Here is a 14,149-nt window from a genome sequence, read left to right on the forward strand (position 1 = left end):
AGAACTAGGGGAGATAAGTGCAATTGCGGAAAAATTTTTCAGCACAGATTAATTGGGGATGGGGCATGGGTAAGAAGGGCAAAGGGGAATGGGTAAGGGGGAAAAGGTTTATTTCTTCTTCATCCTTTACCCTTTACCCTTTACCCTTTACCCTTTACCCTTTACCCTTTACCCTTTACCCTTTACCCTTTTTCCCTCTTGTTGCTCCCTGCTATCTCTATGATGCTGATATCTGCGTAGCTGCTGTAACATTTTAAGCCAATATGTAGTTTTGCTGTAGTTAAATATCCTGATGATCAACTAAAGATACAATCGCTATACCAAATTGATTGATCTATCTAGGAGATATTAAGGAGTTGGTGATGAGCGCTAAACAATTGGAGCAGGTGAAGCAATTGCAAGCTACCCTCACCAAAATGGAAGTGACATTAGGTGCGATCGCTGATGCTGTAGTCTGGGTAGGAGAAGACCGCCGCATCCAATGGTGCAATTCTAGCTTTGAGGGTTTGGTTAATCAGCCCCACAACACTGTCACCGACACAAAGTTAACTGACCTGTTACCCCTAGCACAAGCAGGACAACCAGTTGATTTACCTTGCTATCCTGATGTGCGGATACTCAATGGTGAGTACGAAACAGCAAATTACCAGTTCCAGCAGGGTGAGCATACTTTAACACTACAAATCTCTGGTAATTGTAGCGGGCTGACTGACGATCGCTGTGCAATATTGGTGATGCGGGATATCACACTGACTCAACGAACTCAAGAATCTTTGCAAGAGATTGAGGAGCGTTTGCAGACATTAATTAACGCTACACCAGATATTATCTGTTTAAAAGACGGCGAGGGAAAATGGTTGCTGTCAAACCAGGCTAACCTGGAATTTTTACAGCTACAAGGGGTTGATTATCAAGGCAAAACAGACTCAGAACTAGCAGAATTTAGCAATTTTTATCACGATGCTTTGCTCAACTGCGACAAAACAGATGAACAAGCTTGGCAGCTGGGATGTGTGCATCGGGTAGAAGAAGTTATACCTCGACCTGATGGGACGGTGAGCAGTGTAGATATGATTAAAGCTCCCCTATTTCACCAGGATGGTAGACGCAAAGCTTTGGTGGTTTTAGGGCGGGATTTGAGCGATCGCAAACAAACTCAAGTAGCCTTAGAAAACTCTTTATCTCTGTTAAGCGCCATCTTTGAATCGATTCAAGATGGTATCTTAGTAGTCGATAGCTTAAGTAATATCACTAGTTACAACCAAAAGTTCTTAGAAATGTGGTCAATTCCACCAGAACTTTTGACAGAACCAGATCATCCTAAGCGGTTGGCGTATCTGGCAAACCAGCTAAAAGAACCAGATGTATTTTTGCAACGAGTCCGAGAATTATACTCACAGCCAGAGCTAGTTAGTTACGACTCATTAGAATTGCGCGATGGCAGAATATTTGAGCGCTATTCCTGTCCTCAACGCATCGGCGAACAGATTATTGGTAGAGTGTGGAGTTTCCGTGACATTACCCAACGCCAAAGGGCAGAAGAAGCACTGCGACAAAGTGAGCTACAATATCGCAGTATTTTTGAAGCTATTAATGATGGACTATTTATTACTGAAATAGAAACTGAAAAAGTCACCGAAGTTAATCCTGCGGCTTGTCAGATGCACGGTTACTCTTATGAAGAATTTCTCACGTTACATCCATCTGTTTACATTCACCCAGACTCACATTCTGTTTTCTTGGAGTTTCTCGAAACAACACAATCTGGTGAGCAATTTTATGGGCCCGCAGTTGATATCTGCAAAGATGGCACTTTGATAGATGTGGAAGTGAAAGGGACAACTTGCATTTACAACGGTAAGCCGCACATCTTAGCGATAGTGCGCGATATTACTGCTCGTAAACGCACTGAGGAAGCCTTGCGACAAAGCGAAGTCCAGTATCGGGATTTGGTGCAAACAGCCAACTGCATCATTCTACGTTGGGATGGTAACGGCGACATCATATTTTTAAATGATTATGGTCAAAGGCTTTTTGGTTTCGATTTAGATGAAATTATCGGGCGTAATGTTATCGGCACAATTGTTCCAGAAACCGAAACTTCTGGGCGGGACTTACAGACATTAATGGTTGATATTTGTCAACACCCAGAAAACTATTTATTCAACGAAAATGAAAACTTATGCCAAAATGGCGATCGCGTTTGGATAGTCTGGGCCAATAAACCTATTTTAGATGAACAAGGAAACTTAGTCGAAATACTTTCAGTAGGCACCGATGCCACAGAACGCAAACGCGTCCAAGCAGCCCTCCAGGAAAGTGAGTTAAAATTCCGCAGCATTGTTGAAAATGCCAATGATCTGATATTTGTCCTTTCGCCAGAGGGAATTTTTACTTATCACTCGCCAAATGTGACTGCAATTTTGGGTTACAGCCTGGAGGAAGTAGAAGGTCATTCGGTGGTGGAGTTTACCAAACCTGAAGATTTAGCAATTAGCGTCACTGCCTTACAAAAAGCTCTAACTGGCGAAAAGCTGACTGATATTGAGGTGCGATTGCGACACAAAGACGGTAGCTGGCGATGGTTCAACTTTAACACTTCCACAATCAACACTCCCAACGGTGAAATTGCGATCGCAGGTGTGGGACGCGATATTACAGAACGCAAGCAAGCAGAAGAAGCTTTGCGTCGTAGTGAAATGAAATACCGCAACATCTTTGAAAATTCCCAAGTGGGGATTTTCCGCACCTGCCAAAAAGATGGATTGATTATCGATGCTAATCAACGTGGTGCTGAGATATTAGGTTTTTCCTCTGCTGCTGACTTAATTGGCAAGTATTTCACAACTGACTTATATGTTAATCCAGGCGATCGCACGCGGATGCTAGCAGAGTTAGAAAAGGACGGTGAAGTTCGTAATTTTGAAATAGCACTGCGACGACTCGATGGTTCGGTTGTTTGGTTACTGTTGTCACTGCGCCTCAATGCCGAAGAATCCTGTCTCGATTCTGTTTTTACAGATATTAGCGAACGTAAACAGCAAGAACAAGCTTTACGCTTAATTGTTGAGGGCACAGCAGCAAAAACAGGTGATGAATTTTTCAATTCCTGCGTTCGTTATCTTGCTGAGGTATTGCAAGTTCAATATGCTCTAGTTACTGAGTTTGGTGATGAGCCAAAAACTAAAGTCCGCACTTTAGCATTTTGGTGTGGCGGGGCTATTAACGAAAACTTGGAGTATGAATTGCAAGGTACTCCTTGTGAACATACCTTGGAAGGCAACCTCTGTCACTACCCTCAAGCAGTACAAGCCGCTTTCCCCCAAGATGCAGATTTAGTGAAGATGAATGCCGAGAGTTTTTTTGGCGTTCCTCTAACCAGTTCATCCGGCGAAATCATCGGACATCTAGCAGTGATAGATGTCAAACCAATGAAGCACGATCCGGGACGGGAACTCATTCTTAAAATCTTTGCTGCCCGTGCCGGTGCTGAATTGGAACGAAAACAAGCAGAAGCAGCCCTACAACAAAGTGAGTTAAAGTTTCGCACTATCGTTGAAAAGGTCAACGATATGCTGTTTGTCATCAGTCCTGATGGGGTATTTAACTATATTTCTCCTAATATATTGAACACCACCGGATTTGCCCCCAGTGAAATGGAGGGCAATTCTTTGGCATTATTTACTCATCCTGATGATGTGCCAGTATGTTTTGAAGCCGCCCAAACTATCCTGGCAACAGGTGAGGGAATTTCGGGAACTGAGTACCGCGCCAAACATCGAACTAAAGGCTGGGTTTGGCTAACTGCTAATGCAGTCCGCACACAAGATGCCCAAGGTAATTTTCAGATTGTGGGTGTAGCTCGTGATATTAGCGATCGCAAACAAGCAGAAGCAGCTTTACAACGTCGGACTCAAGCAGAAAGTTTACTCAGTAGCATTTCTCGCCAATTTATTGACCAAAATTTAGAAACAGCAATTAATTTTACACTGCGAGCGATCGCTGAGTTTATTAGTGCCGAACACAGTTGCATCTTTGAATTATCCGAAGATCAAAGCCGATTCGACCTCATTCATGAATGGTGTGGCGAAGGTGTCGAGCCATTGATTGATCTTGCTAAAGGATCTCCTGTGGAAAGCTTTCCCTATTTTTATGCTCCAATCCTGCGTGGCAACCATATACAAATCCCTTGTGTAGCAGAATTGTCACCTGATACAGCAGAGAGAAAGCTATTTGAGGGGATGTCGTTTCAGTCTGTAGTTGCTGTACCCATGCTTCACTCTGGCAAAGTCGTTGGATTTGTCGGTACAGCGATGATTCACTTGTGTCAAACCTGGAGTCAAGAGGATCTAAATCTATTAAAGCTGGTAGGTGAAATAATTGCGATCGGTCGAGCCAGACATCAAGCAGAAGAAGCGCTGAGAATTGCCAAAGAAGCCGCCGAAACTGCCAACCGTGCCAAAAGTGCTTTCCTCGCTAACATGAGTCACGAACTTCGCACGCCTCTGAATGCGATTCTGGGTTTTTCTCAGTTAATGGAACGAGATACTAGTCTCAACTCAAACCAACGTGAATCTTTAGCTACCATTAACCGCAGTGGAGAACACTTGCTCAACCTGATTAACGATGTCCTAGAAATGTCCAAAATTGAGGCTGGACAAATCATTTTCAACCCTGAAGACTTCGACCTTTATCTGCTGTTGCAAACATTACAAGAAATGTTCCAGGTAAGGGCACAAACAAAGCAATTGTTCCTCAGATTTGAAATTGCTCCCAATCTTCCCCGTTACATCCAGACAGATGAAGGAAAACTCCGCCAAGTTCTTATTAACCTTTTGGGTAACGCCGTCAAGTTCACTCAAACAGGGGGAGTAACTTTACGAGTCAGATTAGGGAGCGGGGAGCAGGGGAGCAGAGGAGCAGGGGAGCAGGGGAGCAGGGGAGAAGTTGCAGTAAGTCTTTCCCCTCTGCCCCTCTGCCCCTCTGCCCCCCCGGTCAGCGTTAGAGGTTTCTGCCATAGACCTCTGCCCCCCGCTCCCTGCCCCTCTGCCTCTTCCCCATCCCTTCACTTTGAAGTCGAAGACACTGGACGAGGAATAGCACCAGAAGAAATGAATAACTTGTTTCAGCCTTTTGTTCAGACAACAAGCGGTATCCAAACCAAGGAGGGAACTGGACTAGGGCTGACTATCAGCCGTCAATTTGTGCGGTTACTGGGGGGCGATATTCACTTGACGAGTAGCGTTGGGCAAGGATCTACTTTTAGTTTTGACATTCAAGTGAATTTAGCCGCAGCCTTGAAAGCTGCACCAAAATTGAGTAAGGGGCGTGTACTCAAGCTAGCAGCAGACCAACCATCTTACCGTGTTCTGGTAGTGGATGACCGCAAAGAAAACCGCGATTTAATTGTGCAACTTCTTGGTAGCATTGGTTTTGAGATTAAAGCTGCGAATAATGGACAAGAAGCGATCGCTATTTGGCAAACCTGGCAACCTCACCTAATTTGGATGGATATGCGGATGCCTGTAATGAACGGTTACGATGCAACAAAAGAGATTAGAGCCAGGGAAAAAAATATAACTACAAATCACCGCACCGTAATTATTGCCCTAACCGCCAGTGCTTTTGAAGAACAACAAGCAAGTATCTTAGCCGCAGGTTGCAACGACTTGGTTCGTAAGCCATTCCGGGAGCAGGTGATTTTTGAAAAGATAGCTGAATATTTGCAGGTGCGTTATGTTTACGCAGAAGAAAGCAGTGAAGATACAACAGACAACAACCTAGATAATATTCAATTTTCTATCTTGGATCTTCGCTCTGCAATTACCGTTATGCCTGCTCAATGGGTAACAGAACTTAATCAGGCAGCCGTCGAAGTCGATGCTGAAAGGATTTTCCAACTAATTGAGCAAATTCCACCAACACATTCTGCTTTGGCAGAAAAATTGGCAAATTTAGTCAGAAGCTTCTGCTTCGATGAAATTATCAGTCTAACGGAGGAAAATTGTAACTGAGTTCAGAGCGGGTAAATTGCCGGAAGTCAGATATTTGAGGACTGTGTAAATCAGCATCTTTAAGGCTGATGGCATTAAGGTTTGCATTTTCCAGATTAGCACTTTGCTAAAGCCCTTATCTTGCCAAGACTAGCAAAACTCTGCTAAAAGTGCTATAGGTAAATGATTAGTAGCTTAAAAAGTACACATGAAAACTACTGGAATTCATCATGTAGCTATTATTTGTTCTGACTATGAACGCTCGAAAAAATTTTATGTCGAAACTTTAGGCTTTCCGATTATTGAAGAGACTTTTCGCGCCGAGAGAAATTCTTATAAATTAGATTTACGAATTGGAGAAAGTGCTCAGATAGAGTTATTCTCTTTCCCAAATCCTCCCCAAAGATTTAGTAGTCCAGAAGCTTGTGGTTTAAGACATCTTGCTTTTAAAGTTGATGATATAGAAAAAACTGTTGATTACTTAAAATCCCAAGGTGTCGAAACAGAAAATATTAGAATTGACGAAATTACAAGTAAAAAATTTACTTTCTTTAAAGACCCAGATAATTTGCCATTAGAGATTTATGAAAATTAAGCTTTAATACAATACAGTTCAGATAAGACCAAAACACTTATAGAGACGGCGATTTATCGCGTCTAAAAAACCCACAATTTCGTACAACTAGCCCTTAAATGAACCCGATTGAACTTTAATATCCTAATCAAGGATTATAAGACTCCTATTTAATTTTTGATCAAGTTGTGCATCTAGCGTTATCTCTGCTCCAATCCCACTTTTTTAAGCATGGGTTACTCCAGCAATAACAGTCTTCATCCTCTTGTCTCCTGAAGCAAAACTATCCGCTGTAGGGGCTTATTTTTTATCTTGCCCATTGCTGCAAAATGTAATTATAAAAAGCCTCTTTATCTACTTTATCCATTGCATAAATTTTCCGACCACCGGGAACCACTTTAGTACGCCCCTGACTAAGACCAGTGGTGATAATTTCTGTTTCCCATTCGCGCAGTTGATAAAATTCTGGATGTCCCAAATAAGCTGTTGCTAAAACATCCCAAAAATAATAATCTTGGGGGATAACTAGTGCATAACATTGTCCAGCTAAATCAGAGATGGAATACTGGCGTTGTCGTCCCATTTTTTTCACTAATTCTGATGTGACAGGGACATTATTGGTTAAATCTAAAGGACACATAATAATTTCAATTTGGGTTTGCCATACCCGCGCGGCTGAAACCGCGTCCCAATAAACATTCCATTCGGCAGAACCATCTTGTCCCGCTTCCAGACTTTTTTCTACATTACCAGGGACATTTAACGCACCCCCCATCCACACAATCTTGTGAATCTTGGCTTCAATGTCTGGTGCTTTGTCCAATGCTACTGCAACCGTCGTCAACGGCCCAGTTACCATCAACGTTACGGGGGTTAATGCGTCACGTAACACCTGAATCATAAAATCTTGACCTGTTTCGGCAAGCAGAGGCGTAGTGATGGTTTCCCTTTGATTGAGAATTGGGAGATGGTCAACGATAAACGAATCACGGCGATAGAGAGTAGGAAATGGATTAATCCCGCGCACAGTACTTTCTGCAACCGGGATATGAGAAAATCCCATCAAATCTATAATTTTACGTGTGGCGCTAACAGCCGGTTGAACGTAACAATCTGCTGGAGTGACGACAACACCAAGGAGTTCAATATGATCCATCGTCAACAGCAGCATAGTTGCCAGATAATCATCTACACCACCATCGTGATCCATTAATACTAGTTGTTTTGACATAAAAGGAGAATTATTAATATGGATGAGTTTATCAAAGCTGCAATTCAGGAAGCAAAACAAGGCAGACAAGAAGGTGGAATTCCCATTGGTTCGGTTCTCGTCAAGGATGGCAAAATTCTCGGCAGAGGACACAATAAACGTGTGCAAGACGGCGATCCTGTCACCCATGCCGAAATCGATTGTCTCCGCAATGCTGGAAGGGTTGGCAGTTATAGAGGTACAACACTCTATTCAACCTTAATGCCGTGTTACTTGTGCGCTGGGGCAGTGGTACAATTTGGCATTAAAAAAGTCATCGCTGGAGAATCCAGAACTTTTCCTGGTGCTAAAGAATTTATGGTATCTCACGGCGTGGAAGTAATTGATCTTAATCTTGACGAATGCGAACAAATGATGAGTGAGTTTATTGAAACTAACCCCGAACTATGGAATGAAGATATTGGTAAATAGTTATTGGGGGTTGGGGATTGGGGATTGATCAATAGTTCTTCTTCCCCTGCTTCCCCACTTTCTACTTTGTTTGTTTGTATTACAATGCAGATGTCCACTCGGCGGCGTGCTGTCCATCTACCTAAATCCAGAAGATATTTGATGAGTAATCAACTACAAGACTACAATCCCAGCGGCGTAGGTGAAGTAAATGGCAACCTCTTAGGTTTGCCTTGCGATTACGACTCTGCAAACCTGATTGTCTTTGGTGTGCCGTGGGAAGTCACTGTTTCCTATGGTGCTGGCACTGCTAACGGCCCACAGCGAATTCTAGATGCTTCAACTCAACTAGATTTGTTCGATTTTGATAACCCTAATGGTTGGAAACAGGGAATTTTCATGGTGGAAATTCCCCAAGATATTTTAGAGAAGAACACATATTATCGTACTTTGGCAGCAAAAATTATTGAGCGATTAGCCCAAGGTAAACAACTCTCAGATACACCAGATTTAACACCTGTGCTGACAGAAATTAATCAGGCTGGTGAACAGGTGAATCAATGGCTGTTTGAAAATTGTCAAGAAGCAATTAATCATGGTAAGCGAGTTGCAGTCATTGGTGGAGATCACAGTTCACCTTTAGGTTATTTTCAAGCATTAGCGGCTAAATACTCAAACTATGGCATTTTGCATATTGATGCCCACGCAGATTTACGCGATGCTTATGAGGGATTTGAGTTTTCTCATGCGTCTATCATGTTTAATGCGATGAAAATACCGCAAATTTCCAAGCTGGTGCAGGTGGGTTTGCGTGATATTAGTCATGATGAAGTGCAAATGATTGACCAATCTGATAGTCGCATTATTGCTTATTACGACCCAGCTATTAAGCAAAAGCTTTACTCTGGAACAACTTGGATTGATTTATGCCGAGAAATTATCAGTCATTTACCTGAGTATGTTCATATTAGCTTTGATATAGATGGTCTAGATCCAAAACTCTGTCCGAGTACAGGTACTCCTGTTCCAGGTGGGTTGGAATTAGAGCAAACTTTTTGTCTGTTCCGGGAATTGATCAATAGTGGCAGAAAAATTATTGGCTTTGATCTCTGCGAAGTTGGGGATGCTGAGTGGGATGGTAATGTGGGGGCGCGGGTAGTTTACAAGCTGGCAAACTTGATGGATTTATCTCAGCAGAAAATATAAGCGATAAAATTTTGGCAGAGTGGCAATGATACTGAACTCAAGGCGATGACAACAGCAACACCTTCGTCTCTCACCCTCGAAGAATTCCTCAAACTGCCAGAAACCAAGCCTGCCAGTGAGTTTATTGACGGTCGAATTTACCAGAAACCTATGCCTCAAGGCAAACACTCTCGTTTGCAACTCAAGTTTTGTGATGCTGTAAATCAAGTTGCCAAAACGTCACAAATTGCCCTCGCCTTTCCAGAATTGCGTTGTAGCTTTGGTGGACGTTCTATTGTTCCCGATGCTGCTGTATTCATTTGGGAACGAATCCCTTTTGAAGCTGATGGCGAAGTACCCAATGCTTTTGAAATTTATCCCGACTGGACTGTAGAAATTCTTTCACCTGAGCAAAGAGCTACTAAAGTTATCAGTAATATTTTGCACTGCCTTAAACATGGTACTCAGCTAGGATGGTTAATCGATCCAGAGGAACGACTGATTTTAGCATTTTTACCAGGACAGGAACCTATTGAGTTGATAGGTAGCGATTGTCTTCCCACACCAAAGTTTTTAACACTGGATTTGACGGTTGAGCAGGTTTTTGGGTGGCTAATACCAATTCGTAATTCGTAATTCGTAATTCGTAATTGGAACATGAATTGTCGAGTAAAAAGGTCTTAGGAGTAGCCCGTCGGAGACATCGCTTCACCTTTAAACTTCACTAATAGTCTATTTTTACTCATCTAAACGGTGTGCGATCGCATTCAGTAATTCCTCATGTTCTGTTTGGCTGTGAATATCTGCTGTCAGTGTATTCATGTTTTGGATAATATCCACTAGTCCATCAATAGTGCTTCTAATTTCTATATATTCGTTGATTGACCTTTGCAAACTTGGTATATTTGCAGAGGAAGATAATAATTTAATTTTTGCTTCTAGTTCTTGAATTTTTATTTCCCAATGGATTACATAATCGGCACGGTCAACAGGATCATATATTTTTGCATCTGATAAAACAATCGGGAAAATGCGATCATAAAAGTTTCCATTTTTAGCAATTTGTACTAGCTCAAACATACAATTGGGTGACTTGAGATAGCGATCGCTAATTATAGTAATTATACATTTTCCACGACCAATTCGTTGCATAAACTCTTTAATTAGCCCTTTATATCGTAAATCTCGCATATCTCGAACAATAGTTATATTTTTTAAATTAAATACTTTATCTAGACTATTGACAAATTCTTCACTTTCTCCTCTCCAAGCATAAGAGATGAAAATTTCCTTCTCGAATTCCATTGCAGATTGAGTATTCATGATGGGTTTTTCTTCTTGATTGCCATATCGTAACCGATGTGTCAATGATTCATCTCGCTTTCGCTCCAGTTCGTTTTGCAACTGTGCAACTTGGGTGTTGAGTTCCTTATCTGCTGTCGCAGATTGGAACATGACATCATCAATTAACTTGCGGACATCTACCATTTCATAGCTGTTTTCGCACTCAATTTGATAACGACCAGCGTTTAAGCGTTTGTTGAGTTTTTGCAGAGAATAAGAATAAGGTATAGGCAGATTTTTGCAAGTCTCACAGTTACAAGGAACTAGGGTTTGATATTGCAAACGTTCATAAGAGTTGTGGATTTTTTCGAGTTCATGGGTGACGACAGCCATCAATTCTTTTTTGCGGTTTCCGGCTACACGGATTTTAATTTCCCGTTGCTCGTAATTTTCAATGACTTCTGCACGAGTTTGGTCTTTGTTGAGAACAACACCGCTTTTCCAAACGAGTTTTTGATGTTCAATCCAAGGGTGCGTCTCGACAATAAAGCGGGTGAGGATGCCTTTGGGCATGAATGTATAGGTGTAGCGCAGGATAAAGTTATTGCGATCGTCCCAGGTATAATCAGCTTTTTCAATGGAGAGCAATTGAGGTGCAACATAGGTGTCACGATTACCGGGAATTTCGTAGCAAAGCTTGAACTGCATCATTAATTGCAGGAGTTCATCTCCCATATCTGCATATTCGCCGCTTTTCCAAATATCTTCGAGGTCGTTTTTGGTAAAATAACCCAACTTTTTCTTAACATTGTCATTGTCTAAAACATTGTAGACGGCAGTAGTTCCCCATTCGGGTTTAAGGATGACGTAGTGTTTAAGTGCAGAATTGTCTTGAAAATGCAGGCAAACGCCCAGGTCATGGAGATAGTTGCTTAAGCGCAGCATATCTTTACGGTCAGTTAAATTATTGTCTCGGCAAAGGGTACGGTATTCTTCAAAGCTGATATAATTTCGGGAATCGTTCTCTAGCGCTGCTCTGACCCTTACCCAGAGTTTTGGTAGAGGTGTACCAACATGTTCAAGATTGCTGATGTAAAGCTGAATTGCGTCTTTAATCTCTGCTAAACCGCGATTAGTATCTAAGTTGGTTGCCAGTATTTTTTCTAGGTTGCTGAATTCTCCTCGCATTTGGCGCTCATTGACTTGGCAATCACGGTCTTGTTTTTCGTTTTTGATAATAAAAACTGGGCTTTTGTCGCTCAAAAGTTCAACAACCTTTAGCCACCAGTAAAAATCAGTGTTTTCTTTGCGAGTATCAGCAACTAAAGCATAGAGCGATCGCTTGCTGAGGAAAAACTGATGGGTTTGGTGGTAGACTTCCTGACCGCCAAAATCCCAGATGTTGACGCGAAAATCTTTGCCATTGGGCAGTGTAAAGTGCCACTGGATTACTTCAATGCCTTCGGTTGATTCCTCATCTGGCTGGAGTTTATAGTTTTCATCTGCAATTTTCTTAGCTAAAGAGGTTTTGCCGGCTCCTCCTTCGCCAATAATTAAGAATTTTGCTTCGTAGAAGGGTTCTGTTTCATCTGGATTTTGCACGCGAAAATAGAAATCGAGAATTTCATTCATATCACCCGGCTCTTGGTTTAAATCCTTCGACCCCAAAATCTCTGGTGGAATGGGGACTGGATTTCTACGAATATCCAAATTTTTCAGGTTTGGTAGTTGTCTGATTTCAGGTGGCAGACTGCTCAGTTGATTGTTTTCGAGGTAGAGCGATCGGAGATTGATGAGTTGTCTGATTTCCGGTGGCAGACTGCTCAGTTGATTATTGCTCAGGTAGAGCGATTGAAGGTTGGTGAGTTGGACAATTTCCGGTGGCAGACTACTCAGTTGATTATTGCTCAGGTTGAGCGATGGCAGGTTAGTGAGTTGGACAATTTTTGGTGGCAGACTACTCAGTTGATTGTTGAAGAGGTTGAGCGATCGCAGGTTAGTGAGTTGTCCCAATTCCAGCGGCAGACTGCTCAGTTGATTGTTACGGAGGTCGAGGGATTGCAGGTTGGTGAGTTGAACAATTTCCGGTGGCAGACTTCTCAGTTGATTAATGCCGAGGTCGAGGGATTGCAGGTTGGTAAGTTGGACAATTTCTGGTGGCAGACTACTCAGTTGATTGTCACTAAGATTGAGGGATTGCAGGTTGGTAAGTTGGACAATTTCTGGTGGCAGACTACTCAGTTGATTGTCACTAAGATTGAGGGATTGCAGGTTGGTAAGTTGGCCAAATTCCGGTGGCAGACTGCTCAGTTGATTGTCGCTGAGGTCGAGAGTTTGCAGGTTGGTGAGTTGGACAATTTCCGGTGGCAGGCTGCTCAGTTGATTACTGAAGAGGTAGAGGGTTTGCAGGTTGGTGAGTTGGACAATTTCCGGTGGCAGACTGCTCAGTTGATTACTGCTGAGGTAGAGCCTTTGTAGATTGGTGAGTTGAACAATTTCCGGTGGCAGACTACTCAGTTGATTACTGCCAAGGTCGAGCCTTTCCAGGTTGGTGAGTTGAACAATCTCCGGTGGCAGCGTTGTTAAGCGTTTGCGAGAAAGGTCTAATCTTGTCACCTTGTCTGTGACAGCTTGTTCAATAATTTGCAGCAGTTCTTTGTTAGTCATTTCGGGTTTTACAGAGGCGAAGCCTGACGACGAGTTGCTGCTTGGACGAGCAGCAGAGAAATTGAGCTAATTAATAATGTAGCCTGTATCAAGAATTGCATTGAGGCAATGTGCGATCCTGTGTATCTACGATCGCATCATTCCACCTCTGAACTCCAAGCTTGCACCTTTGAACACGAACTGCCGAGTTAAAAAGGCGTTGTCGCAATCCGCCGCAGGTATCGCTTTGTTGACTTTGAGAATTGGGCAATTGCGATCGCACTGCTGTATCTGTTTCCCCAGCAGCCACTAAACCTGATACACTACTGACCAGATCCCGCGTCCAGACAAGGTGATATCCTCCTTGATCTTGGTCGTCTTTAGCTTCGCCCCAAGGAATAGCCATAGATGCAATTAATGCGCCAGGATAGGTTTTATCTTCATGTGCCAACAACAAACTAATGCTGTTGTGATACAACTTCCCCTCATCATAAGAACTATTTTCTAATGGTTTGATGTCGTAGCGGAACTGCCAGTAATAGAGGCGGCGATAAATTTAGTAATCGCGATCGCTTCACCAATTCCAGAACTAGCACCTGTCACAAGTGCTTTTTGACCTTTAAGCAGGTAAGGGGAATAAATAACTCATAATACTTTTTCAGAATTTTTGCTTGCTATGTATTTTCATTTGCAAAGTTTGAGGATAGCTAATATTGAAAACTTATGATTGAATCCAAATTGAAGCAAGCTGTCCTACGTTGAAATTTTTATATCAATTACACATTTTGCCTATGTGTTTAATTTTTT

At 42.3% G+C, this 14,149-nt stretch carries 8 protein-coding genes; 5 read left to right on the forward strand and 3 right to left on the reverse strand.

What is annotated here, in order from left to right; translation table 11 throughout:
- The first annotated feature begins 362 nt into the window (after positions 1–362).
- A complete protein-coding gene (locus ACWATR_RS00215; RefSeq protein WP_460328364.1) occupies positions 363–6,014 on the forward strand; it encodes a PAS domain S-box protein in 5,652 nt (1,883 codons plus the stop codon).
- A 187-nt stretch (positions 6,015–6,201) separates the two neighbouring features.
- On the forward strand, positions 6,202–6,588 hold the full coding sequence (gene gloA2, locus ACWATR_RS00220; protein WP_460328366.1) for an SMU1112c/YaeR family gloxylase I-like metalloprotein: 387 nt from the start codon (positions 6,202–6,204) through the stop codon (positions 6,586–6,588).
- Between the two features lie 286 nt (positions 6,589–6,874).
- Here the strand turns inward: gloA2 and ACWATR_RS00225 are convergent, their stop codons facing one another.
- Positions 6,875–7,798, reverse strand: coding sequence for a nucleoside hydrolase (locus ACWATR_RS00225; RefSeq protein WP_460328368.1), 924 nt, complete (start codon positions 7,796–7,798; stop codon positions 6,875–6,877).
- 18 nt (positions 7,799–7,816) lie between these two features.
- Between ACWATR_RS00225 and ACWATR_RS00230 the strand changes: the two genes are divergently transcribed.
- From ACWATR_RS00230 to ACWATR_RS00240, 3 genes are all read left to right on the forward strand, one after another.
- The gene (locus ACWATR_RS00230) at positions 7,817–8,248 is read left to right on the forward strand and encodes a nucleoside deaminase (RefSeq protein ID WP_460328370.1); all 432 of its coding nucleotides are present in this window, start codon (positions 7,817–7,819) and stop codon (positions 8,246–8,248) included.
- A 141-nt stretch (positions 8,249–8,389) separates the two neighbouring features.
- Positions 8,390–9,433, forward strand: a complete 1,044-nt coding sequence (gene speB, locus ACWATR_RS00235; RefSeq protein ID WP_460328372.1) for an agmatinase SpeB — start codon at positions 8,390–8,392, stop codon at positions 9,431–9,433.
- Between the two features lie 45 nt (positions 9,434–9,478).
- Positions 9,479–10,048 (forward strand): Uma2 family endonuclease, encoded by a 570-nt coding sequence (locus ACWATR_RS00240; RefSeq protein ID WP_460328374.1) that lies wholly within the window; start codon positions 9,479–9,481, stop codon positions 10,046–10,048.
- A 102-nt stretch (positions 10,049–10,150) separates the two neighbouring features.
- Here ACWATR_RS00240 and ACWATR_RS00245 read toward each other — a convergent pair whose 3' ends face one another.
- Both ACWATR_RS00245 and ACWATR_RS00250 read right to left on the reverse strand, forming a co-directional pair.
- Entirely contained in the window at positions 10,151–13,363 is a 3,213-nt protein-coding gene (locus ACWATR_RS00245; protein WP_460328376.1) for a leucine-rich repeat domain-containing protein, read from the reverse strand.
- Positions 13,364–13,451: 88 nt separating this feature from the next.
- Positions 13,452–13,820: a glycoside hydrolase family 15 protein gene (locus ACWATR_RS00250; protein ID WP_460328378.1), complete on the reverse strand. Its 369-nt coding sequence runs from the start codon at positions 13,818–13,820 to the stop codon at positions 13,452–13,454.
- Positions 13,821–14,149: the final 329 nt, after the last annotated feature.

This window comes from Nostoc sp. UIC 10890 (assembly GCF_054786515.1).